Here is a 26,004-nt window from a genome sequence, read left to right on the forward strand (position 1 = left end):
CAACACGAAAAGAACAGCATGTCAGATATTTTATCTTCATTGGCTTATCTAAACGGTAAACCAACTGCGAAAGCAAAACTAAAAGCGAAAGCTGAACACTTTGTCGTTAATGAAGACTTGGGGTTTGAATTTACCGGTGAAGGCGAACATCTCATGGTTCGTATCCGTAAAACGGGTGAGAACACCAGCTTCGTGGCAAATGAGTTGGCTAAAGCTTGTGGTGTTAAGTCGAAAGACGTGAGCTGGGCGGGTTTAAAAGACCGTCACGCAGTAACAGAGCAGTGGTTGAGCGTCCACCTACCGAAAGGTGAGCCTGACTTTTCAGCGTTCTTAGCACAGTACCCAAGCATCGAAATTCTAGCGACAGCACGACACAATAAAAAGTTACGTCCAGGCGATTTAGTTGGCAACCAATTTGAGTTGACCTTGTCTGAAGTAACGGATTGCGATGATGTCGTAAAGCGTTTAGAAAAAGTTGCTCAAGTGGGCGTGCCAAACTACTTTGGTGCTCAGCGTTTTGGTAACGAAGGTAACAACCTGTCGGAAGCTCGTCGTTGGGGCCGTGATAACGTTCGTACTCGTAATCAGAACAAACGTAGCTTGTACCTTTCTGCGGCTCGCTCGTGGATTTACAACCTAATCCTTTCAGACCGTATTGAGCAAGATGTATTTGCCTCGGCATTGGTTGGCGATATCGTGGTTAAAGACGGTGCCCAGCTAACGGTAACGGCTGAAAACCTTGAATCTGTAAAGCAAGATATCGCGAATGGTACTGCATTGGTGACTGTAGCGTTGGCCGGTGATAACGCTTTGCCAACAACAGATGAGTCTCAAGTCTTAGAGCAGAAACACCTTGATGCTGAACCGGATTTGATGGCTCTGATTCGTGGTAACCGTATGCGTCACGACCGCCGTGAAGCGTCGCTGAAACCTACTGATCTAACGTGGGAAGTAAGTGAAGATAATGTCACTCTGAAGTTCTCTCTTGATGCAGGCTGCTTTGCGACGGCTATCGTTCGTGAATTGGTTGAAGAAGTACACGTAGAGAGAAGCTACGAGCAGTAATGATTCTGCTTGGCACTAAGTGACTTAATATTGGAATTTAAGTCACTTGGCATTGGAATATGAAGAAAGGATACAGAATGAAGATTTTACTCAGCAACGATGATGGTGTGCATGCTCAAGGTATTCATGAGCTAGCAGATGAATTACGTGATCTTGCTGAAGTTATCATAGTGGCACCTGACCGTAATCGTTCAGGCGCTTCAAATTCATTAACTTTAGAGCAGCCTTTACGCGTTCAAGAGATCGCAGAAAGCACCTATTCAGTACAAGGGACACCAACCGATTGTGTGCATTTCGCATTAAATGAACTGCTAAAGGATGATATGCCTGATCTGGTATTAACGGGCATTAACCACGGCGCGAACCTGGGTGATGACGTGTTGTACTCAGGTACAGTCGCAGCCGCAATGGAAGGGCACTTCTTAGGCGTTCAATCGGTGGCGTTTTCTCTGGTTGGTAAAAAACATTTTAAGACAGCGGCAGCGATTGCTCGTCGTATTGTCGAACAACATTTAGCAAAACCAATCCCAACCAACCGCTTGTTAAACGTCAATGTGCCGGATCTCTCTTTAGAACAGCTATCAGGGACTCAGGTTACTCGCCTTGGCGCACGTCATCATGCTGAAGATATGATTAAGCAAAAAGACCCGCGTGGTCATGATATCTATTGGCTTGGTCCTCCGGGTAAAGAGCAAGATGCAGGAGAAGGGACTGATTTCTATGCGATTGAGCATGGTTATGTATCAGTAACACCATTGCAGGTTGATCTGACGGCGCACGAATCTTTGGGCGCTATGACAACATGGTTAGGGGAGAAGTAAGTGAGTAACCCACAAGCAGAACGCTTAATTACTTTTCTGATTGAAAATGGCATCCGAGACCAAAAAGTACTGGATGCGATTTATCAACTGCCAAGAGGGAGTTTTTTGTCTCAGGCTATGTATCATCAGGCTTATGACAATAATGCGCTGCCTATTGGGCAAGGGCAGACCATCTCTCAGCCGTATATTGTTGCTAAAATGACAGAATTACTTGAGCTGCAACAAGATAGCCGAGTTTTGGAAATCGGAACCGGTTCTGGCTACCAAACTGCTGTTTTAGCTCAACTTGTTGATCATGTTTATTCGGTTGAAAGAATAAAGTCGCTACAATGGGACGCTAAGCGTCGGCTAAAACAGCTCGATTTTTATAATATTTCAACTAAGCACGGTGATGGTTGGCAAGGGTGGTCCTCTAAAGGGCCTTTTGATGCGATCATCGTAACCGCTGCTGCAGAGTCTATTCCTCAAGCGCTTTTGCAACAGCTTAAAGATGGTGGTCGTCTATTGATTCCGGTTGGTGATGACGAGCAACAGTTATTGAAGATTGTGCGTCATGGTGATGAGTTTTTGTCGAGTGTCATCGAGATGGTGCGATTTGTACCTCTGGTGCCTGGTGAGCTAGCTTAATAAAAGACTGATGGTGTAGGTGGATAGAGAGTCGATGCGTTCGAAGTTGTTAAAAGGAAGTTCCTTGCTGCTTAGCTGTGCCCTTGTTGGGTGTGCAGCGAATTCGCCTGCGCCAGTTTCAAGCCTAAGTAAAAACTACTCATCGGTTGATCGCGGTAGCTACCGTGGCAGTTACTACGAAGTGAAGAAAGGCGATACGCTTTATTTCATCGCGTATGTCACCAATAAAGATGTACAAGACCTGATTAGCTATAACAAACTTGCGGCCCCTTATACCATCCACCCGGGGCAGAAGCTTAAGTTGTGGCGTCCTAGCTATAACGCGCCAGCCTATGGTAAACCAACGGTTGTAGCGGCAGCAGTCGCTGCTCCTGTTGCCGCGTCCACAGCATCATCGACGGCAAGTAAACCTAAAGCTACCCCGCAACAGAGTAAAAACTCTAAACCTGCGCCAGCTCAAACTACCACCAAAGTGGCGAAAAAAGATCCACCAAAGAAGGTTGAACAATCCAAATCAAAGGAGTATGTTGGGTCTAAAGGTAAACAGAATGTTACACCGTCCACCAAACCAACAAGTGATAAAGTATCCAAATGGTTATGGCCAACAAAGGGGAGAGTAATTAAGAATTTCTCTGTAGGCGAACAAGGAAATAAAGGCATAGACATAGCAGGACAGCGAGGTCAGCCAATAGTATCTACTGCAGGGGGAACGGTTGTTTATTCGGGTAATGCATTACGAGGCTACGGTAATCTAGTGATTGTGAAGCATAATGATAATTACTTAAGTGCATACGCGCATAACGACCGACTATTAGTATCTGAAGGGCAAAGTGTGAAACCAGGGCAGAAGATTGCAACAATGGGAAGCTCTGGAGCCAGCAGTGTTAGGCTGCACTTTGAGATTCGTTACCAAGGTAAATCCGTCAATCCAAAACGATATTTACCTTAAATACAATACCAACTAATCACGTATTGTATTAAGTGACATAGTCATTTAGCGACATATGAAGTTGTAATGTCATGCTAATTTCGCCAGGGGGAGGCGTTATGAGTATAAGCAATGCAGTAACCAAAGAAGAGTTCGATCTTGACCAAGTAACCACGGAATCGGAAATACTTGAGCAAGGGAAGCGAACAGCTACTAAGAAAGCCGAAGTTAAAGAAGAAACTGAAGTTACTTCTAAGAGTTTAGATGCGACGCAACTGTATCTAGGCGAAATCGGTTTCTCACCACTACTAACCGCTGAAGAAGAGGTGCTTTACGCACGTCGAGCTCTACGCGGTGATGAAGCAGCACGCAAACGCATGATCGAAAGTAACCTGCGTTTGGTAGTGAAAATTTCCCGTCGTTATAGCAACCGTGGCTTGGCACTTCTCGATCTAATCGAAGAAGGCAACCTAGGTTTGATTCGCGCCGTAGAGAAATTTGACCCAGAGCGTGGCTTCCGCTTTTCTACTTACGCGACATGGTGGATTCGTCAGACCATAGAGCGTGCCCTGATGAATCAGACTCGCACTATCCGTTTGCCTATTCATGTTGTGAAAGAGCTGAACATCTACCTACGTACTGCAAGAGAACTATCACAAAAGCTTGACCACGAACCAACAGCTGAAGAGATCGCTTCTAAGCTAGATAAGCCGGTTGGTGATGTGAGTAAGATGCTTCGTCTAAACGAAAGAGTGAGCTCTGTAGATACGCCAATTGGTGGTGATGGTGAGAAAGCACTGTTGGATATTATTCCAGACATCAACAATTCTGACCCTGAGGTTTCAACTCAAGACAGTGATATCAAGAACTCACTGATCTTCTGGCTTGATGAACTGAATCCTAAGCAGAAAGAAGTGCTTGCACGTCGATTTGGACTACTAGGTTATGAACCGTCAACACTAGAAGAAGTTGGCCGTGAAATCAGCCTGACTCGTGAGCGAGTTCGTCAAATCCAAGTTGAAGGTCTGCGTCGCCTACGTGAGATCCTAATCAAGCAAGGTCTGAACATGGAAAACCTGTTCAACGTTGAAAACGACTAAACGATATTTATTGATATCGAAAAAAAACGCTGACTTAATGTCAGCGTTTTTAGTTTCTGGTGTCTTAATTTTCTTAGTTTACTAGCCTATGAGCTAGACCACTTTGACTACAGTAGCTTCTTCAAGCGGTATAACTCTTCTAGTGCCTGGCGTGGTGTTAGATCATCAGGATCCACGTTCGCTAATGCTTGTTCTACTTCACTTGGCTCAGGGATAAGGCTCAGTTGGTTTGCTATATCAACGCCGCTTGGCTTCGATGTAGGAGACTCAATACTCAATGCTTCAAGTTGTGTCAGCTTCGCACGAGCGTTCTTGATCACGGCTTTTGGAACACCAGCTAATCCTGCAACTGCTAGGCCGTAAGATTTACTTGCCGCGCCTTCTTGAACTGCGTGCATAAAGGCGATGCTGTCACCGTGCTCTACTGCGTCTAAGTGAACGTTGGCCAGTGTTGGAATCTGGTTTGGTAGCTCGGTTAGCTCAAAGTAGTGCGTCGCAAAAAGTGTCATCGCATTGATTTGATTCGCTAGCCACTCTGCACTTGCCCAAGCGAGAGATAGACCATCGTAAGTACTGGTACCACGACCGATTTCATCCATCAGCACTAGGCTGTTTGGTGTTGCATTGTGCAGGATATTAGCCGTTTCCGTCATCTCAACCATGAAGGTTGAACGCCCAGACGCTAGATCATCCGATGCACCAATTCGAGTAAAGATACGGTCGATAGAGCCAATGGTTGCGCTTTCAGCTGGTACATAACAACCGATATGCGCCATTAGCGCGATAAGTGCTGTTTGACGCATGTAAGTCGATTTACCACCCATGTTTGGACCTGTGATGATCAGCATCTTACGCTTATCGTTAAGGTCAATTGGGTTAGCAATGAATGGTTCGTCCATCACTTGCTCAACCACTGGGTGACGGCCTGCTTGGATTTGGACGCCAGCGGATTCCGTCATAGTCGGGCGGCAGTAATCGAGAGTGTCTGCACGATCGGCTAAGTTCTGTAAGACATCAAGCTGAGACACAGAAGAGGCGATGTTTTGTAGTCGCTCTAAATGTGGCAGTAGCAAATCAAACAGCTCTTCCCATAACTGCTTCTCGATAGCCAGAGCTTTCGACTTAGAGTTTAGAACTTTGTCTTCGTGCTCTTTTAGCTCGGGAATGATGTAGCGCTCAGCGTTCTTTAGTGTTTGACGACGTACATAGTGTGGCGGCACAAGGTGGCTTTGCCCGCGGCTTACCTGAATAAAGAAACCGTGTACGTTGTTGTAACCCACTTTTAGTGTGTCGATACCATGACGTTCACGCTCTTCTTGTTCGAGTTGGTCAAGGAATTCGGTTGCACCAGCGGCTAGGTTACGCCACTCGTCTAGTTCAGCATTGTAGCCTTCTGCGATTACACCGCCATCGCGGATAACCACGGGCGGGTTCTCTTTGATGGCGCGCTCTAATAGCTCTGAGACCTCATCTAAAGGAGAAGCATACTGAGCTAACTGAGTGAGGTATGGGTGCTTAAGCTGGGTTAGCGTTTCTGCAAGTTCTGGTAGGTATTCCATCGCTTGACGAAGTCGCGCCATATCACGAGGGCGAGCCGAGCGAAGTGCTAATCGAGCCAAAATACGCTCAATGTCACCGATCTGTTTCAGGGTTGGCTGTAGTTCAGTAAATAGCGCTAAATCTTTCATTTCACCAATCGCGTCTAGGCGCTGATCGAGTGCCGAGATATTACGCATTGGTTGATGTAACCAACGCTTAAGCATACGACTACCCATTGCGGTTGCAGTGTGGTCCAGCACTTCAGCAAGGGTGTTGTCTGTTCCACCGCTAAGGTTTTGTGTGATCTCTAGGTTGCGGCGAGTTGCAGCATCAAGGATCACCGAGTGATCTTGCTTGTCCATGGTCAGTGAACGGATATGTGGCAGCGCTGTGCGTTGGGTATCTTTCACATACTGAATAAGACAGCCGGCTGCACACAAGCCAAGCTTCGCGCCTTCAACCCCAAAACCAACAAGGTCACGAGTACCAAACTGTTGGTTCAACTGCTGCTTAGCGGTATCTAGTTCAAATTCCCATACTGGGCGGCGACGATTACCAGTACGGCTTGCCATTAATTCAACGGGTTCGAAATCTTCAGGGAACAACAACTCACGCGGAGAGGTTCTCTGCAGTTCTGCTGCCATTGCTTCTTCGGTTTCAGGCTCACACAGTTGGAATCGGCCTGAGGTAATGTCTAGCGTCGCGTAACCAAACTTGCCATTGTGGTGGTAGATAGCGGCAATCAAATTGTCGACGCGTTCAGAAAGCAGTGCTTCGTCAGTTACGGTACCTGGTGTCACGATACGCACAACCGCACGTTCTACAGGGCCTTTTGAAAGTGCTGGATTACCAATCTGTTCACAAATTGCTACGGATTCCCCGAGTTGCACTAACTTAGCTAGATACCCCTCAACGGCATGGTATGGGACGCCGGCCATTGGGATTGGCTCACCATTTGAAGAGCCGCGTTTGGTCAGTGAAATATCGAGGAGTTGAGACGCTTTTTTGGCGTCATCGTAGAAAAGCTCGTAGAAATCGCCCATGCGGTAGAACAGCAGAATTTCTGGGTTTTCTGCTTTCAGTTTTAGGTACTGCTGCATCATGGGGGTATGTTTTTGATCGGCTTTCACAGTTAACTTCTTTCGTTTATTTCTATTGCGGCTTAGGATACGTGAAAGCGTTTCGTGCGAAAAGCGGCTGAAGCGAAAAGATGCGTATCCAAATGTTCTAATGATAAATAAAGGGAAGCTGATAATGCAGATGACTCAAGATCTTAGTGAAAAACTCGGACTGTTGCTTGCAGAGCACAATCAGGTGTTGGTCACCGCCGAGTCTTGTACTGGTGGCGGTGTAGCAAGTGCGGTAACGGATATCGCGGGCAGCTCTGCTTGGTTTGATCGCGCTTTTGTCACGTATAGCAATGAAGCAAAGCAAGAGATGATTGGCGTACAGCTAGAAACCTTAGTGGAATTTGGTGCGGTCAGTGAAGCTGTCGTCATAGAAATGGCTAAAGGTGCGCTAGAGCATTCGAACGGAACCATCGCGGTGTCAATTAGTGGTATTGCAGGTCCTGGTGGCGGTACTGAAGAGAAGCCCGTTGGTACGGTATGCTTTGCTTGGAAGGCGCTAAGTGGTTGGAATAAAGTGGAAACGCATGAATTTGCCGGTGACAGATCACAAGTACGCCAACAAGCCACGCACCATGCCCTGCAAGTTATTTATGATTACCTATCAATGGAAGACAAGTAACATTTGTACAAATTATTTTCATACAGGTATAGACACTGTATGAATCAACAGTATAATAAAAGCCAATTAGTCACCCCTATGTGGGTTCGAAATAGATTCTAAATCGCTTGTTTCACGACAACCGATTATCTGGAGATAGTAATGGACGAGAATAAACAAAAAGCGTTAGCCGCAGCCCTTGGTCAGATTGAAAAACAATTTGGTAAAGGCTCTATCATGCGTCTTGGTGACAACCGCACAATGGATGTAGAAACAATTTCTACTGGTTCTCTATCTCTAGATATCGCACTAGGTGCTGGTGGTCTACCGATGGGTCGTATCGTTGAAATCTATGGTCCAGAATCTTCAGGTAAAACAACGCTAACCCTTGAGCTGATTGCTGCAGCACAAAAAGTAGGTAAAACTTGTGCTTTCGTTGATGCTGAGCACGCACTAGACCCAATCTACGCTCAAAAGCTTGGTGTTGATATCGATGCACTTCTTGTTTCTCAACCAGATACTGGTGAACAAGCTCTAGAAATCTGTGATGCGCTAGCGCGTTCTGGTGCTATCGACGTATTGGTTGTCGACTCAGTAGCAGCACTAACACCAAAAGCTGAAATCGAAGGCGAAATGGGCGACAGCCACATGGGTCTTCAAGCTCGTATGCTTTCTCAAGCAATGCGTAAGCTGACTGGTAACCTTAAGCAGTCTAACTGTATGTGTATCTTCATTAACCAAATCCGTATGAAGATTGGTGTAATGTTTGGTAACCCAGAAACAACAACGGGTGGTAACGCACTTAAGTTCTACGCATCTGTTCGTCTTGATATTCGCCGTACTGGCTCTATCAAAGAAGGTGACGAGATCGTTGGTAACGAAACGCGCATTAAGGTTGTTAAGAACAAGATTGCTGCACCGTTTAAACAAGCTGAAACTCAAATCCTATACGGCCAAGGCTTTAACCGCGAAGGTGAGCTGATTGACCTAGGTGTTAAGAACAAGCTAGTTGATAAAGCAGGCGCTTGGTACAGCTACAAAGGCGATAAGATCGGTCAGGGTAAATCGAACTCTTGTAAGTTCCTACGTGAAAACCCAGAGATCGCTCTAGAGCTAGATACTAAACTTCGTGACTTGCTACTGACTCCTGCTGTTTTAGAAGAGAAAGAAGCAGAAAAAGAAGAAGAGAACGAAGAGTTTTAATCTAAATCGTTACTCTTAGCTAAGAACTTGAAGCCTCGCATTGTATGCGGGGCTTTTTTATTGGCTGATACATTCACCGCACTTCTTCAGTTTCTCATTTCGGCGTTCGCTATCTGCAACCCCCTCAAAGCTAAGCCAGTGATTTTTTGAGCGACAAGATCATTTATTGCTGTGGTTTGCCTTTGCAGTAAAAGGACTCCAGTAAGGGGTTAATAATGGATGGGTAAATATTGAGGCCGTCTAGCTTCTGTTTGAAGATATTTTGACTCTTTCGATTGTTGGTAAAAACAAAAGCATACATTGAAATGATGTTGTCTCGGAAAGCTGAATTAGTGATACGAATGTAGATATTTTTTACATTGCACTGCGATAGCTCGAGGTGATTGATGTATGAGGTCATTTCGGGGGCAGTGATTGTATTTGATTGGTCATGAACATAAAGCGTGGCACTACCAAACGAATAGGACTGGTAGTTGTCTTTATCTAAAAATGGCGCTCGTTCTTTGTTGTAATGAATGGAGTAGTAGGCGACTAATATGATGCCAAGCCACAGGGCACATAAATTTAACGTAAATTGACGAGGAAACTTGGTTTTCGTTTTTTGATTACTGACTGGTTGCTGTAAATCTGGGCTTATCTTTGCGTCATCAATGTTAGTGTCTGCATTTGCCAATTCAAGTTGCAATTCAGCCTCAGCGAACGGCTTAATTTCTTCAACTTTCGGAGCTTGTTGCTTTGGTGAAATCACCAATAAGTAACCTTGCTTACTGATTGTTTTGAGCTCTAACTCATTAGTATCTAAATTTTTGAATACTTTACGAATATAACTAATGGTGTTGGTTAGAGATTGATCGGTAACCAATACACCTTGCCAACACTCTTCAAATAACTCCTCTCGCGAAACGCATCTATCTTGGTGCTTTAACAAGTACAACAGAACCTTGAATGGTAGAGGGCGCATGCTGACCGTGATATCCACTGGATGGTGAGTCAGCGTCCTTATCTCAGTATCAATAGTGACGGAATCGGTGATATTACGCGTTTGATTCATGGGCTCAGTAATTTAAATGGAGTTCATTTTGGCGGGCGGTACTTTAAGCATAGGAGGGCTGTCTGTAACTGTAAAATCTCATTGGTTATATAAAGATTACATTTAGCTATGTGGTTATGTTTTTGTTTGGCAATGGTTTGTGGTGGAAGCGATGGCTGGTTGCTAACGTAATGCCGCCTCGAGCTTTGGTGATAGCTTGACTTCTAATCGTTGCTTTAAAGGTAATTAGGATGCCAGAAATTAAACAGAAAAACTCTCAATCGGTGAATCAGCTGTTACAAGAGTACAAGGACGTCACTTCCATAGAGTCCTTTCAACTGGATGTCGTTCAGTCTCTTACTAAGATTTTTTCCGATAAAGATAAGAGTATTGAACACTGCGACAAGGTGACCTTACTAAAGGTTGCTCAGCAGCATATTGATCAAGAAATTGATTTCTCTCTTTCTGTTGGTTTCGACGATGCGGTTCCTATCCTCAATCAAATACGAAAAGTAATCGAAGCTGCCTAAGCGTTGAATTTGCGCCCGAGGGTTAATAAACGTTGTTACTGACTTCGCAGGTGCAAATTATGAATGACATATAGATAAGAGATGTTCGATTTGAATGTCTTTAGATAATAGCAACACAGTCAGCTACAACAGCCATTTTTAGAATTACATTGAAAGGAATAAACATGAACACAGTGACATTTATGGGCGATAAAATCGCACTAGCAGGTGACTTCCCACAAAAAGGTGAAGTACTTACTACACCAGCAATGACATCGGTATCGTTAGCACCACTAACGATTTCAGAAAAACAAGCTGATTTTAAACTGATCTATTTGTTCCCAAGCGTTGATACACCAGTATGTTCAAGCAGTACTAAGGTGATCTCTGAACTAGCAGAGCTAAAATCTGAGTCAGTAGATGTATATACGGTTTCAACCGATCTACCATTTGCGCTTGCTCGCTACCAAGAGAGCGAAGGTGTGAAAGGCATTGAGCAGCTATCGGTATTCAAAAATCCAGAGCTATTAAAAGCATTCGGTACTCAGTTTGAAGAGCATGCACTATCTGGCTTGTCAGCTCGTGCAGTTATTTTACTAGATGCGAACAACGTCGTTTTGCATAGCGAACTGGTTTCGGAAGTAACTGAAGAACCAAACTACAACGCTGTTGTGGAAGCTCTAAAAGCTTAATCATAGTGGGGAGCCTTGGTGAATTTTGGGCACCAAGGCTTCACTGTTAATTAGGCGAAACTTTATGGATTACAATATTTTGCTGAACCTTAGCAGGTTTCAGTCTACGCTTATAATTCCGATGCTTGCTGTGGATGATAGGCAAGTAAGTAGAGAATTAAATAAGATACAAGGTGTCACGCATTGATAAAATCTAAGCCTGCAATTTTTGTCATGATTTCAGCGTTAGGTGCATTGATTCTGGCAATTGTATTACTCATTCAACCTATCTCTTTAAGAGGTAGCCAGTGGGCGTGTAACCTCAAACATTTGGGCTTTGTTACGCCGTCGTATGCGCGGTACTCTGAGTTGAATGAATTTATGCTGTACTCATTTAGTTCTGACGAAGATTTTTTTGTCAGCGATAGGATTCAAACTCTGAATCAGCACGGGGCGGTCGAAACGGCAGAGGTTGTGTTTGTCGGGAAATACACATTACAAGACAACCATTTAGAGATGGTGTTTAATGAAGTGAACTTCAGACATAAACATCCGAATGACATGCTCAATCGTAATCAGGCACTGTATAAGGGGTTTACGATTCAATACGATATTGAATTGGATGGTGATTTTCTTTACCTGTTCTCAGCTAATAACAGCGAAGAGTTCAATCATATCTGTACTAAGCGCTAGTCTTCCCAAATTATCCACTCCCTTACTTATCAGAGTTTATTTAAGCTTCTCCCATAAACATTCACCCTACCGTTTTTCTTTATATCTACTAGTTACAACCTAGTGGAATATTCTTCATTTTCGCTAATTCCAACTAAAATCCTATCCAAGGGCGTCTTTTCTACAAGAAAACTAGTCGAAGCCTTAACCATGATCTACAATACGGCAAAATTCTAACTCGACTATTTTCAGGAAGAGCTGCATGTACATGAGCACTGATGAGGTTCGCAACGCGTTCCTTAAGTTCTTTGAGAGCAAAGGACACCAAATCGTAGACAGTTCATCGTTAGTTCCACATAACGATCCAACCCTGCTATTCACTAACGCAGGTATGAACCAATTCAAAGATTGTTTCTTAGGCGCCGAGAAGCGTGCCTACACTCGAGCGACTACGGCTCAACGTTGTGTACGTGCTGGCGGTAAACACAATGACCTTGAAAACGTAGGTTTCACGGCTCGTCACCACACATTCTTTGAAATGCTAGGTAACTTCAGCTTTGGTGACTACTTCAAAGAAGACGCGATTGCGTTTGCTTGGGAATTCCTAACAGAAACTCTTCAACTGCCAAAAGACCGTCTACTGGTAACGGTATACGAGACAGATGACGAAGCATTCGATATCTGGAACAAAAAAGTAGGTGTACCTGCTGACCGTATCGTTCGTATCGGCGACAAAGAAGGCGGTAAACAGTTCGAGTCTGATAACTTCTGGACAATGGGTGACACAGGTCCTTGTGGTCCATGTACTGAAATTTTCTACGATCACGGTGAACACATTTGGGGCGGCCGTCCAGGTACACCTGAAGAAGATGGTGACCGTTTCATCGAGATCTGGAACAACGTATTCATGCAGTTCAACCGTCACGCAGACGGCACAATGGAACCGCTACCTAAGCCTGCTGTTGATACAGGTATGGGTATTGAGCGTATCTCTGCAATCATGCAAGGCGTACACTCTAACTACGAAATCGATGTATTCCAAAAGCTAATCAAAGCAACAGCTGAAACGATCGGTTACGAAGACCTATCGAACCAGTCACTACGCGTTATTGCTGACCACATCCGCTCTTGTTCATTCCTGATCGCTGATGGCGTTATGCCTTCAAACGAAGGTCGTGGTTACGTTCTACGTCGTATCATCCGTCGTGCAGTTCGTCACGGTAACAAGCTTGGTGCACAAGGTGTATTCTTCCACAAACTTGTGGGCGTGCTGGCTGAAGTGATGGGTTCTGCAGCTGAAGAGCTTAAGAAGCAACAAGAGCTGGTTGAAAAAGTACTTCGTATCGAAGAAGAAAACTTTGGTCGCACGCTAGAGCGCGGCATGGTTATCCTGAACGAAGCACTAGACGCACTTGAAGGCAAAGAGCTAGACGGTGAAACAGTATTCAAACTTTACGATACCTACGGATTCCCAGCTGACTTAACTAACGATGTTGCTCGTGAGCGTGACTTCACTATTGATGAAGCAGGCTTCGAGAAGGCGATGGAAGTTCAGCGTCAGCGTGCACGTGAAGCAGGCCAATTCGGTACTGACTACAACGCGACGATCAAAGTTGAAACCAACACTGAGTTCTGTGGTTACACTGGTACAGAAGGTGCTGGTGAGATTTCTGCACTGTTCGTTGAAGGCGAAGAGGTTGCTTCTCTGTCTGCGGGCGATAAAGCAATCATCATCCTTGAAGAGACGCCATTCTATGCTGAATCAGGCGGTCAATGTGGTGATACAGGTACTCTGAAAACAGCTTCAGGTCTTTTCAAAGTAGAAGATACTCAAAAGCTAGGTAACGCATTTGCACACCATGGTGAGCTAGTTGAAGGTGTGTTCGCTAAAGGCGATAAAGTAGAAGCAACCGTAGACGCTGAGCGTCGTGCTGCTATCTCACTAAACCACTCTGCAACTCACTTACTTCATGCTGCACTGCGCGAAGTGCTTGGTGAGCACGTTGCTCAGAAAGGTTCTTTGGTTAAGCCAGACAACCTACGTTTTGATTTCTCTAACCTTGAAGCGGTAACACCGGCACAGATTAAAGAAGTAGAGCGTTTGGTTAACGCACAAGTTCGTAAGAACCATGCAATTGAAACCAACATCATGGACATCGAGTCAGCGAAAGAAAAAGGTGCAATGGCACTGTTTGGCGAGAAGTACGATGATGAAGTTCGCGTTCTGTCTATGGGCGATTTCTCTACTGAGCTTTGTGGTGGTATTCACGCTTCAAACACAGGTGATATTGGTCTATTCAAGATCACTTCTGAAGGTGGTATTGCTGCGGGTATTCGTCGTATTGAAGCGGTAACGGGTGAAGCTGCACTAGATGCAGTAGAAGCTCAAGCTAACGCTTACGAAGAGAAACTGGCTGAGTCAGCTAAGAAAGCAAAATCTTTAGAGAAAGAAATCCAACTGCTTAAAGAAAAGATGGCTGCAGCAGAAAGCGCAAACATCATGGGCAAAGTAGAAGAAATCTCTGGTACTAAGGTACTGGTTGCTGCCATTGAAGGTGCAGACAACAAGAACCTACGTACTATGGTTGATAACGCTAAAAACCAAGTGGGCAGCGGCATCATCCTGATCGCTAACGTAGCAGACGGTAAAGTTGGCTTGATTGCAGGTGTAACTAAAGACCTTATCGGCAAAGTAAAAGCTGGTGACCTAGTTAAGATGGTTGCTGAGCAAGTTGGCGGTAAAGGTGGCGGTCGTCCAGATATGGCTCAAGCGGGCGGTACTGACGTTGAAGCACTACCTGAAGCGCTTAAATCTGTACGTACTTGGCTAGAAGAGCGTCTTTAAGCTTAAGTAATTGACACAAAGATGCCCAATCAGTTGATTGGGCATCTTTTATTTTGCCTATTGGAAGAGTGTCTCAACCAGGTTTGATTGAGATTAACTAAGAAGTTTAATGTCAGCGTTACACTTCTTGGTTAATTTTTTATTGCTTCGCCATGACGCGGAGCGTGTGTTTTTTTGTCATATATAGACATTGGTCTTGGGAAGGTGAGGACGGGTGAAAATGCCTCTTATCGTGCAGAAGTTTGGCGGAACGTCGGTGGGTTCAATAGAACGAATCCAACATGTAGCAGAGAAAATCATTGAAGCGAAAAATGAAGGCAATCAGGTTGTGGTTGTGGTCTCTGCTATGTCAGGTGAAACGAATCGGTTGGTTAACTTAGCCACTCAAATCGATAGCGTACCAAATGCTAGAGAATTGGATGTGTTGTTAACTGCAGGAGAACAAGTTTCCATGGCACTGTTGGCGATGACGCTGCACAAGTTAGGTTATGAAGCGACATCGATGACGGGCTATCAAGCTGGGATTCACACCGATTCTAATCATAACAATGCGACGATCGAGCATATTGATACTACTCCTATTCAAACCTTGTTAGACGACAATCAGATTGTGATTGTGGCTGGCTTTCAAGGTATGAACGCTAAAGGCGACATTACGACATTAGGCCGTGGTGGTTCCGATACCACAGCGGTTGCGTTAGCTGGCGCCCTTCAAGCTAAAGAGTGCCAGATCTATACTGATGTCGATGGCGTTTACTCGTGTGATCCTCGCGTTGTTAAACATTCGAAGAAGTTAGATACCTTAGACTTTCCATCGATGGAAGAGATGGCTCGTCGTGGTGCTAAGGTATTGCACCTTCCGTGCGTGCAGTACGCGTGGCAACACAATGTGCCATTGCGAGTACTTTCAAGCTTTGAAGAAGGCGAGGGTACATTGATTGCTGGCGACCAGTGTTTGAATGATATTTCTGGCCTCGCTATACAAAGAGATATGGTGCGTATCGAGTGTTTGAATGAGGACCTAGATTCTTTCTTATCGCATTGCCAACTGTTAGGAATTGAAGTCTGTAGTGTGATCGAGGGAACAGAACGGGCAGCACTCATTATTAAACAAGACATAAGTGCCAAATTAAAACTAGTTTTTGATGAGAAAATCCGTAATAGTGAACAGGTTAGTTTGTTAACTGTGGTAGGAAGCCGAACACAAGAAATTGTGGTCAGTTCACATGGATTGTTGTCTGAAGGCGAAATTGATGTACAGCATCACTTATTGCAGCAGCAGTCTTTAACTTTGGTGATATCACCAACGCAAGTCGATACGGCTGCTAACATATTACATAATGCATACATCGTAGCGCGTGAAAAGCAGGGTTATCCCCAAAAAGAAGTGCATTTTGGTTAAATAAACTCAATCGATAGTTTACGAAAATATAACTTTTGTTGGATAATGCTCTCGTAGCTAGATAAATTTAGAGATTACTCAAGGAGCAAAGAATGCTAATTTTGACTCGCCGCGTTGGCGAAACACTGATGATTGGTGATGAAGTAACAGTTACTGTACTAGGTGTTAAAGGTAACCAAGTACGTATTGGTGTTAACGCACCTAAAGAAGTATCTGTTCACCGTGAAGAGATCTACATGCGCATTCAAGCTGAAAAAGGTAATGGTAACGTTGCATCTGGCAACTACTAATACTTTGCGTAGAGAAGAGGCTAGCATTACTGCTAGCCTTTTTTGATCTTGAGGAATGATAATTCGACGTCGAAACATTGGTTCATCGGATAACGTATTTGTTTTGATTTTGCAGAATGAATACTTCACCAAGTTAGGTGCTATTGGTAATTGCTGGGTGTGATAGCGGACGGTGAAATTTCTTTGCCACACTTCAAGATTTATTGGCTTCCCCTATAGCGCAAATACGCATCCCGTAGTATTGTTCATCCAGCGGTAGCACTTGCTGCTGGAGAAATCAGATAATTGTTTTTAGCGGTTTATTATTGCCAATCTTTCGCCTTAATTTTTAAGGGAAAAAGCGCGCTTTTGATGTTATAAGTTCAAATTGCAAGCGCTTTGATTAAATAGCAAACGGTTGAGTGTTTTTGTCCAATTTTTTTCAATAAAGTGTTTGACATATTTTCGGTAAAACGTAATATGTGCCTCCGCAAGACGGTGAGGTGGCCGAGAGGCCGAAGGCGCTCCCCTGCTAAGGGAGTATGTGGTTTGTAGCTGCATCGAGGGTTCGAATCCCTCCCTCACCGCCATTTCTTGCGAGTCTAAAGTTAGCAACTTAGACAATGTAAATGTGCGTCCTTAGCTCAGCTGGATAGAGTACCTGGCTACGAACCAGGCGGTCGGAGGTTCGAATCCTCCAGGACGCGCCATTCTCTCTTCTCTTACTTGTAAGTGATGTGAGAATAATGAATTAGGTGAGGTGGCCGAGTGGCCGAAGGCGCTCCCCTGCTAAGGGAGTATGTGGTTTGTAGCTGCATCGAGGGTTCGAATCCCTCCCTCACCGCCATTCATTACAGGCCGATGGCCTTTTTTTTTCTTCGTAGCAAGAAGAATGTGATATATTTCACAACTTCATTCTTAATGAATGAACACCGTGCGTCCTTAGCTCAGCTGGATAGAGTACCTGGCTACGAACCAGGCGGTCGGAGGTTCGAATCCTCCAGGACGCGCCACTCTTTAGGGTTTCCTTGTGAACTCCTGATATTGGGAATACTGATATCGAAAACCGTGCGCTCTTAGCTCAGCTGGATAGAGTACCTGGCTACGAACCAGGCGGTCGGAGGTCTGATATTGGGAATACCGATATCGAAAACTGCGCGTCCTTAGCTCAGCTGGATAGAGTACCTGGCTACGAACCAGGCGGTCGGAGGTTCGAATCCTCCAGGACGCGCCACTATTTAGGGTTTCCTTGTGAACTCCTGATATTGGGAATACTGATATCGAAAACCGTGCGTCCTTAGCTCAGCTGGATAGAGTACCTGGCTACGAACCAGGCGGTCGGAGGTTCGAATCCTCCAGGACGCGCCACTATTTAGGGCTTCTTTCTATAAGAATGAAATCCTTATATTGATCTGTTGTTAGTAACAATGAATTGATATTAAAACCGTGCGCTCTTAGCTCAGCTGGATAGAGTACCTGGCTACGAACCAGGCGGTCGGAGGTTCGAATCCTCCAGAGCGCGCCACATTATTAAAAAAAGCCTCGTTTTTACGAGGCTTTTTTTATGTCTGATACATAAATGTTGATCAAATGTTAAAATTACTTAACATTTAACTTGTTGTATTTTAAGTGGTTATCGAATACTTCCTTGTTATTCCACCTTTCTCATATCATTTCTTAAAAAAGCTCCATTTAAGTCACAGTTTAATTCTCTGAAAATTACATATTTGACAGATTTATGTGATCTGGCAGGCGAATAATTAACCTAATGTGTGCGTTATCCGTAACAGAACCTTAAACAAAATTGACAAAGTTTTACCAATCGAGATAATCCAAGGGTCGGGATCACTATTCGCTGAAATCCTGTACATATGTCAGGATGACGAAGAAAGGAAGCAACATGACTAATATTGGAAGCCTGCTAGGAGATGCGGCGACTCTGATGATAACGGGGATGTCCGTTGTCTTTATTTTCCTAACTATTCTAGTTTACCTCGTTCGGTTGATGTCAAAACTGGTACCAGAAGAAGTACCAGAGCCGATCGCAGCACCTAAAAAAATTCAAAAATCACAATCAAACCCTTCAGCTGTTAGTCCACAGGTAGTGGCAGCAATTTCGGCCGCGGTTCATCAATACCGTGCGTCGACTGCTAAGTAGCATTTAAAGGATTAAAAAGGAGTTTATGAGCATGTCTAAACCACTAGCTATCACAGATGTGGTACTTCGTGACGCGCACCAGTCACTATTTGCTACTCGTATGCGTATCGAAGATATGCTGCCAATTGCAGCAGAACTGGATAAAGTCGGTTACTGGTCTTTAGAGACTTGGGGCGGCGCGACGTTTGATTCGTGTATTCGTTTTCTTGGAGAGGATCCATGGGAGCGATTGCGTGAATTGAAAAAAGCGATGCCAAACACACCAATGCAGATGCTACTGCGTGGTCAAAACCTGTTGGGTTACCGTCACTACGCGGATGATGTAGTAGAAAAATTTGTTGAACGTGCCCATAAGAACGGCATGGACGTATTCCGTATTTTTGATGCGATGAATGACGTACGTAACTTTGAGAAAGCGGTGAAAGCAACGATTGATGTTGGCGGCCACGCTCAAGGTACCTTGTCTTACACAACCAGTCCGGTTCACAACTCTGATACTTGGGTTGATCTGGCTAAGCGTCTAGAGGACCTAGGTTGTCATTCACTATGTATCAAAGATATGTCAGGTTTATTAAAGCCTTATGAAGCAGAAGAGTTAATTACACGCATCAAAGCATCGTGTGATGTTCCTCTAGCGCTGCATAGCCACGCAACAACCGGTCTATCGACTGCAACAGCGGTTAAAGCCGTTGAGGCGGGGATCGATATTCTAGACACGGCTATCTCTTCAATGAGCTGTACTTACGGTCACACACCAACTGAAACGGTTGTGGCGATGTTAGAGGGTACAGAGCGCGATACGAATCTTAAGCTGGATCAGATTGAGCCAATCGCTTCTTACTTCCGTGATGTTCGTAAAAAGTACGCGAAATGGGAAGGCCAGCTGAAAGGCGTTGATTCTCGTATCTTGATCGCTCAGGTTCCTGGTGGCATGTTGACTAACATGGAAGGTCAGTTGAAAGAGCAAGGCGCTGCCGATCGTATGGATGAGGTGCTTGAAGAGATCCCACGCGTACGTAAAGAGCTTGGCTACATTCCTTTGGTAACGCCAACCTCTCAAATTGTCGGTACTCAAGCGGTTATTAACGTACTGACGGGTGAGCGCTACAAGAGCATCACTAAAGAAACAGCGGGTTTATTGAAAGGCGAATACGGTCAAGCTCCAGCTGAAGTGGATGCAGAACTGCAAGCTAAAGTATTGGATGGTGCTGAAGCGATCACTTGTCGCCCAGCAGATCTGCTGAAATCTGAAATGGATGAGCTAACGACTGATTTGCTAGAAAAAGCAAAAGCAGAAGGTATTTCTCTAGCGGAAGATACGGTAGATGATGTACTGACTTATGCACTGTTCCCACAAGTGGGTCTTAAGTTCCTTAAGAACCGTCGTAACCCAGAAGCATTCGAACCTGCGCCAACGGCAGAAGCTGCGGCTCCTGTGGCAGCAGCGGCACCAGCTCCTGTATCTGGTGGTATCGAGAGCTACAGCGTGAAAGTGGATGGTCAGGTTTATGATGTAGAAGTTGGCCCACAAGGTGAGCTGACGTCAGTAGCACCATCAGCAAAACCAGCTCAAGCGGTACAAGCTGCACCGGTAGCGGCATCTGACGCGGAAGCGGTACCAGCTCCATTAGCGGGTAACATCTTTAAAGTTAACGTTCAGGCGGGCGTTGAAGTCGCTGAAGGCGACGTTCTGCTTATTCTTGAAGCGATGAAGATGGAAACGGAAGTTCGTGCTGCTCGTGGTGGTATCGTTCAAGAACTGAATGTTAAAGAAGGCGATGCAGTTACTGTAGGCGCTCCACTACTAAGCCTAGCGTAAGGGAGTACCATGGAAGGATTGATGACCTTATGGTCTGAAACAGGGATTGCTAACTTCGAGTTCGGCCAGATCTGTATGATGCTGGTCGGTTGCTTGCTGTTGTTTTTGGCAATCCGCAAAGGATTTGAACCTTTACTGTTGTTGCCGATTGGTTTTGGTGCTGTATTAGCCAATATTCCAAATGCTGGATTTACTGATCCAGGTGGTTTGCTTTACTACGTTTACTACATTGGTATTGAAACGGGTATTTTCCCACTGCTGATCTTTATGGGCGTGGGCGCGATGACGGACTTCGGTGCGTTGATTGCTAACCCTAAAACCTTGTGGTTAGGTGCGGCTGCTCAGTTCGGTATTTTCGCAACACTGTTTGGTGCGATCTTGCTGAACTACATTCCAGGCATGGAATTTACGATGGCAGATGCTTCTTCTATCGCAATCATCGGTGGTGCAGATGGCCCAACGGCTATCTTCTTAGCGAGTAAGCTCTCTCCTGATCTGCTAGGTGCGATCGCTGTAGCGGCATACAGCTACATGGCTTTAGTTCCTATCATTCAGCCGCCAATCATGAAGGCGTTAACGTCTCCAGAAGAGCGCAAAATTAAGATGGCTCAGCTTCGTCACGTAAGCAAAGGTGAGAAGATCCTTTTCCCACTTGCAGTGTTACTGATGACGATCTTGTTCCTACCTTCAGCAACACCACTGGTTGGTATGTTCTGTTTAGGTAACTTAATGCGTGAAGCGGGTGTGGTTGACCGTCTATCGAAGACTGCACAAAACGAACTGATCAACGTTGTAACTATCTTCCTTGGCTTGGGTGTAGGTTCTAAGCTTCAAGCAGATACCTTCTTGAACTTAGAAACGTTAGGTATTCTAGGCTTAGGTGCGGTGGCGTTCAGTATCGGTACTGCGGGCGGTGTGTTGATGGCGAAGCTATTAAACCGTTTCTCGAAAGAGGACATCAACCCATTGATTGGTGCTGCTGGTGTATCAGCGGTTCCAATGGCAGCTCGTGTTGTGAACAAGGTTGGTCTTGAGGCTAACCCTCAGAACTTCTTGTTGATGCACGCAATGGGGCCGAACGTGGCAGGTGTATTAGGTAGCGCGGTTGCGGCCGGTATTCTATTAGCGCTAGTCGGTTAGTGGATAGCTAGGTCATGTATCGTTACGTTAATTGGTCGTCAATTTACGAATGAGCGGTTAACTTAGCCTTATTAAATGGTTTATAGTCGAAGGGATGCTTGTGCATCCCTTTCTTTTATTCGTTAGGTTTTAACTAATTAGGGACGTGTTTAAATGGAAAATAGACAGATAGCGATTACCGAGTTTGGTGGGGTGGAAAACCTTGTACTTCAAACCAGTGCAATACCAGAGCCTAAAGCTGGCGAAGTGGTGGTTAAGGTCTCTTTTTCCGGCGTCAATCCGATAGATGTTAAAACTCGAGCAGGGCTAGGTTGGGCGGCTGCACAAAACAAAGATAACCTACCTTGGGTACCAGGCTACGATATCGCGGGGCAAGTGGTTACGTTAGGCGAACAGGCTGAGCGTTTTACTGTTGGTGATAATGTGGCGGGCTTTATCGGCTTCCCATTGCAAGGCGGTGGTTACAGCCAATATGTGTGTGTACCTGAAACTGCACTGAGCATCATTCCTAACTCTGTAACATTAGAAGCGGCAGCCGCTCTCCCTCTGGCGAGTCAAACGGCGGCACAAGCGCTCAATAAAGCGGAAGTGAAAGAGGGCGATCGCGTACTCATTTTAGCGGGTGCGGGTGGTGTTGGACACATTGCCGTTCAAATTGCCGTTGCAGCAAAAGCTGAGGTTTACACCACTTGTAGCGAAGCAAATCTTGATTACCTAGCAACGCTAGGTGCCCATGCTATTAACTATAAATTTGCTCCAGCGTCTGAACGAGTGTCGGATGTCGACGTGCTGATTGATTTGGTAGGTGGCGATACGGCGCTTGATGCGTTGAAGTGCCTGAAAGATGGCGCAAGAGTGGTTACCGTTCCGACCCTATCGGCAGAGTTAATCTGCGAGAAGGCAAAACTTTTAGGTTTCACAGCATCAGGTATGTTGGTGGAACCTAACCCAGAGCAAATGGATACCATGCTTTATATGGTGAGTGTTGGATTGCTAAAAACAGAAATTCAAGGTATTTACCCGCTGGAAGAGGCACAGTCGGCTCATCTGCAGGTAGAAACCGGACACACCAGAGGCAAGATACTGCTTAAGATGCAAGAAGGTTAATATGCAGTGCTAGAGTTCTTTAATTCTCTTTTCGAAAACATAGCGCTTTGGTTCTCTGATTCAGCGCTATGGGTCTTATTTATCAGTGGCTTCTTGAGTGCCACCTTGTTGCCCGGAGGCTCTGAAGCGAGCCTTGTCGCGGCATTGAGCTTAGATCAATTCTCAACATCGTCGATCATTCTGATAGCGACACTCGGCAATACGTTAGGTGGCCTTACTAACTATTGGATTGGTTTGTGGTTGCCTAATCGAACTCAATCAGAAAAGCATGGTCATAAGGCTATGGCTTGGCTAAGCCGTTATGGTTATTGGACTTTACTCTTCAGTTGGTTGCCCGTTATCGGTGACCCTTTGTGTCTAGCCGCTGGCTGGCTGAGAATGAAATTCATCCCTAGCGTTATCTTGATTGCGATTGGCAAAGCTGCTCGCTATAGCTTACTTGCTGCTATCTACTTCGGTTTTTTCTAAGGAGAACCTATGAAAAAGGTTTTACTTGGTACATTTTCTCTTATCGCCATTGCCGGCTGTTCTTACAATGTACCTAGCTCAACATCCTTCTTTTCCTCATTACCAGAAGGTGTCACTCTTTTAGAAGAGGTTAAGCCCTCTAAAGATAAAGTGGTGATTCCTTATGCTAAGTATCAATTAGATAATGGACTCACCGTTATCCTTTCTCCCGATGATTCCGATCCACTTGTACACGTGGATGTTACCTATCATGTCGGCTCTGCACGTGAAGAGATAGGCAAGTCTGGTTTTGCGCACTTCTTCGAGCATATGATGTTCCAAGGCTCTGAGAACGTTGGTGACCAGCAGCACTTCAAGATCATTACTGAGGCCGGTGGTTCGTTAAACGGCACCACTAATCGTGACCGCACTAATTACTTTGAAACCGTCCCATCTAATCAACTTGAAAAAATGTTGTGGTTAGAGTCAGACCGAATGGGCTTCTTACTTGATGCGGTTTCTCAGCGGAAATTCGAGGTTCAGCGAGGTACGGTTAAAAATGAACGAGCTCAAAGCTATGAAAATCGCCCTTATGGTTTGATGTGGGAGCGCATGGGTGAAGCGCTTTACCCTGAAGGGCACCCATATTCATGGCAACCAATTGGCTATGTCGAAGATCTTGACCGAGTGGATGTGAATGATCTCAAGGCATTCTTCTTGCGTTGGTACGGCCCAAATAATGCGGTACTGACAATCGGTGGTGATATCGATGTCGACGATACGCTTGAGTGGGTTAATAAATACTTTGGCCCGATCCCAAAAGGCCCAGAAGTTAAAGCTGCAGAGAAACAGCCTGCTGTGCTAACGGAAGACAAGTACATCACTCTAGAAGATAACATTCGCCAACCAATGGTATTGGTCGGTTGGCCGACAACTTATCGCGGCGAAGAGACACAAGCTTCACTGAATGCACTGTCTAACGTTTTAGGTTCCGGTACTAACAGTTACCTTTACCAAAACTTAGTGAAGACACAAAAAGCCGTGAGTGCAGGCTCATTCCACGATTGTGCTGAGTTGGCATGTACTATGTACGTCTATGCGATGGGTAATTCTGGTAAAAAAGGTGACTTAACCGTTCTCAACAAAGAGTTAATGAATACCTTAGATAAGTTCTCGAAAGAGGGCATTCAACAAGAACGCCTAGATCAGATTACCGGAATGGCCGAAGCGGATGCGGTTTTTGCACTGCAAAGTGTTAAAGGTAAGGTGTCGCAATTGGCATCTAACCAAACTTTCTATGGTCAGCCAGATCGCATTGAGTCCCAACTGGATCAAATCCGTGCCGTTACACCTGAAAGCGTGAGCAAGGCCTACCAAGACTTCATCGAAGGCAAGCATAAGGTGACTTTGAGTGTGGTTCCGAAAAAGCAGCTTGATTTAGCCGTTCGAGAAGCAACATTTACCACGCCACCACGTACTTTGCCTGAATACAGTAAAGTAACGGAAGACCAACTGAACTTCAGAAGAGCAACGGACACTTTTGATCGCAGTGTGATGCCTGAGGTGACCTTTGGTGTCGAAGCGACAATGCCAGAGCTGTATCGCATGCACTTTGCAAACGGTACTGATTTGATTGGTACTGAAACCAGCGAAACGCCAACGGTACAAATGCAAATTCAACTACCTGCGGGTGAGCGTTATGTTCGTAAAGGACAAGAGGGGCTAGCAAACCTAACTGCCGCTATGATGGAAGAAGGCTCCACTAAGCGAACGGTTGAAGAGCTCCAGGCGACTCTAGATAAGCTGGGGAGCAGCGTGAGCATTAGTGCTGGTAGCTACACCACAGATATTTCAATTTCTACGCTAGAGAAAAACCTGCCTCAAACCTTAGCGATCGTGCAAGAAGTTTTGCTTGAGCCTAAGTTCGATGATCAAGACTTCGAACGCGTTAAGAAACAGATGCTAGAAGGGGTGGTATATCAGCATCAACAACCAAGTTGGATGGCATCTCAAGCAACCCGTGAAGTGCTGTTTGGCGACAGTATTTTTGCTCGTGCAAGTGATGGTACTAAAGACTCGCTAGAATCGTTAACTCTGGACGATGTAAAACAGTTTTACAGTCAACACTATACTCCAGAGGGAGCTAATATTGTTATTGTAGGGGACATCTCGAAGAAAGAGGTTGGAAAGCAGCTACAATTCTTTGAGGAGTGGCAAGGCGAGGCGGCACCGCTAACACGCCCACAGATTGTCAAAGACCTGACTGAGCAGCGTTTGTATTTAGTTGATAAGCCAGGTGCACCACAAAGTATCGTTCGTTTAGTTCGCAAAGGTCTGCCTTTTGATGCTACGGGTGAGTTGTATAAGAGCCAATTGGCTAACTTTAACCTAGCGGGTAATTTTAATAGCCGCATCAACCAGAACCTACGTGAAGACAAAGCATACACTTATGGTGCGAGCGGTTACTTTGCCAGTACTCGTGAAACGGGCGCAGTAGTGTTTAGCGCACAGGTAAGAGCTAACGCGACAGTGGCATCGATTCAAGAGTTTATTAATGAACTGAATGAGTTTAGCCAAAGTGGATTAACTGACGAAGAGGTGAAATTTATGCGCCTTGCCGTCGGTCAACAAGATGCACTCAAATACGAAACGCCAAGTCAGAAAGCAGGGTTGTTGAGTAATATTGTTGCATTGAGCCTTGATGAAGATTACCTACAACAGCGTAATCAGATAGTTGAAACGGTGTCAAAAGAGACCTTAAACGAGCTATCTAAGAAATGGTTTGACCCGAATGATTATCAAATAATTGTGGTTGGTGATGCGGCTTCGCTTCGCCCGCAATTAGAAAAGTTAGATATTCCAATAGAAGAGCTTGAAATCATTCGTTAGAGTACACATTAAAGGGGGAGGGAAGAGACTCTACT

The 26,004-nt window shown here is 45.1% G+C and carries 21 protein-coding genes and 7 tRNA genes; 26 read left to right on the forward strand and 2 right to left on the reverse strand.

The genetic code is table 11. The annotated features are described in order from the left end of the window. Nucleotides 1-18: 18 nt before the first annotated feature. From truD to rpoS, 5 genes are all read left to right on the forward strand, one after another. Nucleotides 19-1,065, forward strand: a complete 1,047-nt coding sequence (truD, locus tag F0228_RS15335; protein ID WP_061032447.1) for a tRNA pseudouridine(13) synthase TruD — start codon at nucleotides 19-21, stop codon at nucleotides 1,063-1,065. 77 nt (nucleotides 1,066-1,142) lie between these two features. After that, a complete protein-coding gene (gene surE / locus F0228_RS15340) occupies nucleotides 1,143-1,886 on the forward strand; it encodes a 5'/3'-nucleotidase SurE (RefSeq protein ID WP_171762415.1) in 744 nt (247 codons plus the stop codon). Continuing rightward, complete coding sequence (locus F0228_RS15345) at nucleotides 1,887-2,513, forward strand: protein-L-isoaspartate(D-aspartate) O-methyltransferase (protein ID WP_171762416.1); 627 nt, start codon at nucleotides 1,887-1,889, stop codon at nucleotides 2,511-2,513. It begins immediately after the preceding gene. 34 nt (nucleotides 2,514-2,547) lie between these two features. Continuing rightward, nucleotides 2,548-3,462, forward strand: a complete 915-nt coding sequence (nlpD, locus tag F0228_RS15350) for a murein hydrolase activator NlpD (RefSeq protein WP_171762417.1) — start codon at nucleotides 2,548-2,550, stop codon at nucleotides 3,460-3,462. Nucleotides 3,463-3,560: 98 nt separating this feature from the next. Further along, a complete protein-coding gene (rpoS, locus tag F0228_RS15355; protein WP_008221135.1) occupies nucleotides 3,561-4,541 on the forward strand; it encodes an RNA polymerase sigma factor RpoS in 981 nt (326 codons plus the stop codon). Nucleotides 4,542-4,648: 107 nt separating this feature from the next. Here rpoS and mutS read toward each other — a convergent pair whose 3' ends face one another. Continuing rightward, nucleotides 4,649-7,210 (reverse strand): DNA mismatch repair protein MutS, encoded by a 2,562-nt coding sequence (gene mutS, locus F0228_RS15360; protein WP_171762418.1) that lies wholly within the window; start codon nucleotides 7,208-7,210, stop codon nucleotides 4,649-4,651. 124 nt (nucleotides 7,211-7,334) lie between these two features. Between mutS and pncC the strand changes: the two genes are divergently transcribed. Beyond that, a complete protein-coding gene (pncC, locus tag F0228_RS15365) occupies nucleotides 7,335-7,829 on the forward strand; it encodes a nicotinamide-nucleotide amidase (protein ID WP_061032451.1) in 495 nt (164 codons plus the stop codon). Between the two features lie 141 nt (nucleotides 7,830-7,970). Then, nucleotides 7,971-9,011 (forward strand): recombinase RecA, encoded by a 1,041-nt coding sequence (recA, locus tag F0228_RS15370; protein WP_061032452.1) that lies wholly within the window; start codon nucleotides 7,971-7,973, stop codon nucleotides 9,009-9,011. 163 nt (nucleotides 9,012-9,174) lie between these two features. On the opposite strand, the gene F0228_RS15375 is transcribed toward recA, so the two are convergent. Continuing rightward, nucleotides 9,175-10,062: a winged helix-turn-helix domain-containing protein gene (locus tag F0228_RS15375; RefSeq protein ID WP_116871669.1), complete on the reverse strand. Its 888-nt coding sequence runs from the start codon at nucleotides 10,060-10,062 to the stop codon at nucleotides 9,175-9,177. A gap of 230 nt (nucleotides 10,063-10,292) precedes the next feature. Here F0228_RS15375 and F0228_RS15380 point away from each other — a divergent pair, with 230 nt between their 5' ends. The 19 genes from F0228_RS15380 to F0228_RS15470 all read left to right on the forward strand — a co-directional run bounded on the left by F0228_RS15380 (nucleotide 10,293) and on the right by F0228_RS15470 (nucleotide 25,969). After that, complete coding sequence (locus tag F0228_RS15380) at nucleotides 10,293-10,571, forward strand: hypothetical protein (protein ID WP_116871670.1); 279 nt, start codon at nucleotides 10,293-10,295, stop codon at nucleotides 10,569-10,571. A gap of 164 nt (nucleotides 10,572-10,735) precedes the next feature. Beyond that, nucleotides 10,736-11,242: a thiol peroxidase gene (tpx, locus tag F0228_RS15385; protein ID WP_171731446.1), complete on the forward strand. Its 507-nt coding sequence runs from the start codon at nucleotides 10,736-10,738 to the stop codon at nucleotides 11,240-11,242. Between the two features lie 183 nt (nucleotides 11,243-11,425). Beyond that, nucleotides 11,426-11,914 carry a hypothetical protein gene (locus tag F0228_RS15390; RefSeq protein WP_171762419.1) on the forward strand — a complete coding sequence of 163 codons (489 nt, stop codon included), beginning with the start codon at nucleotides 11,426-11,428 and terminating at the stop codon, nucleotides 11,912-11,914. A gap of 241 nt (nucleotides 11,915-12,155) precedes the next feature. Next, a complete protein-coding gene (alaS, locus tag F0228_RS15395; protein WP_102423637.1) occupies nucleotides 12,156-14,738 on the forward strand; it encodes an alanine--tRNA ligase in 2,583 nt (860 codons plus the stop codon). Between the two features lie 220 nt (nucleotides 14,739-14,958). Beyond that, entirely contained in the window at nucleotides 14,959-16,140 is a 1,182-nt protein-coding gene (locus F0228_RS15400) for an aspartate kinase (RefSeq protein ID WP_081090329.1), read from the forward strand. A gap of 92 nt (nucleotides 16,141-16,232) precedes the next feature. Beyond that, the gene (gene csrA / locus F0228_RS15405; RefSeq protein WP_004415691.1) at nucleotides 16,233-16,430 is read left to right on the forward strand and encodes a carbon storage regulator CsrA; all 198 of its coding nucleotides are present in this window, start codon (nucleotides 16,233-16,235) and stop codon (nucleotides 16,428-16,430) included. A 476-nt stretch (nucleotides 16,431-16,906) separates the two neighbouring features. Then, a tRNA-Ser gene (locus F0228_RS15410) sits at nucleotides 16,907-16,999 on the forward strand. A 43-nt stretch (nucleotides 17,000-17,042) separates the two neighbouring features. Continuing rightward, nucleotides 17,043-17,119 (forward strand) — tRNA-Arg (locus F0228_RS15415). Between the two features lie 44 nt (nucleotides 17,120-17,163). After that, a tRNA-Ser gene (locus F0228_RS15420) sits at nucleotides 17,164-17,256 on the forward strand. A gap of 89 nt (nucleotides 17,257-17,345) precedes the next feature. Next, nucleotides 17,346-17,422, forward strand: a tRNA-Arg gene (locus F0228_RS15425). Nucleotides 17,423-17,566: 144 nt separating this feature from the next. Further along, nucleotides 17,567-17,643 (forward strand) — tRNA-Arg (locus F0228_RS15430). Between the two features lie 57 nt (nucleotides 17,644-17,700). Continuing rightward, nucleotides 17,701-17,777 (forward strand) — tRNA-Arg (locus F0228_RS15435). Nucleotides 17,778-17,857: 80 nt separating this feature from the next. Next, nucleotides 17,858-17,934: transfer RNA gene (locus tag F0228_RS15440), tRNA-Arg, on the forward strand. A 375-nt stretch (nucleotides 17,935-18,309) separates the two neighbouring features. After that, nucleotides 18,310-18,567, forward strand: coding sequence for an oxaloacetate decarboxylase subunit gamma (locus F0228_RS15445; RefSeq protein WP_004741884.1), 258 nt, complete (start codon nucleotides 18,310-18,312; stop codon nucleotides 18,565-18,567). A 31-nt stretch (nucleotides 18,568-18,598) separates the two neighbouring features. Further along, nucleotides 18,599-20,386 carry a sodium-extruding oxaloacetate decarboxylase subunit alpha gene (oadA, locus tag F0228_RS15450; RefSeq protein ID WP_171731675.1) on the forward strand — a complete coding sequence of 596 codons (1,788 nt, stop codon included), beginning with the start codon at nucleotides 18,599-18,601 and terminating at the stop codon, nucleotides 20,384-20,386. A gap of 9 nt (nucleotides 20,387-20,395) precedes the next feature. Beyond that, nucleotides 20,396-21,526: a sodium ion-translocating decarboxylase subunit beta gene (locus tag F0228_RS15455; RefSeq protein WP_004741882.1), complete on the forward strand. Its 1,131-nt coding sequence runs from the start codon at nucleotides 20,396-20,398 to the stop codon at nucleotides 21,524-21,526. Between the two features lie 153 nt (nucleotides 21,527-21,679). Further along, complete coding sequence (locus F0228_RS15460; protein WP_171731674.1) at nucleotides 21,680-22,633, forward strand: NADP-dependent oxidoreductase; 954 nt, start codon at nucleotides 21,680-21,682, stop codon at nucleotides 22,631-22,633. Nucleotides 22,634-22,639: 6 nt separating this feature from the next. Next, on the forward strand, nucleotides 22,640-23,101 hold the full coding sequence (locus tag F0228_RS15465) for a YqaA family protein (RefSeq protein ID WP_004741880.1): 462 nt from the start codon (nucleotides 22,640-22,642) through the stop codon (nucleotides 23,099-23,101). A gap of 9 nt (nucleotides 23,102-23,110) precedes the next feature. After that, nucleotides 23,111-25,969, forward strand: coding sequence for a pitrilysin family protein (locus tag F0228_RS15470; protein ID WP_171731673.1), 2,859 nt, complete (start codon nucleotides 23,111-23,113; stop codon nucleotides 25,967-25,969). Nucleotides 25,970-26,004: the final 35 nt, after the last annotated feature.

The sequence above is a fragment of the Vibrio sp. 99K-1 genome (assembly GCF_013114585.1).
Taxonomy (GTDB): Bacteria; Pseudomonadota; Gammaproteobacteria; order Enterobacterales; family Vibrionaceae; genus Vibrio; species Vibrio chagasii_B.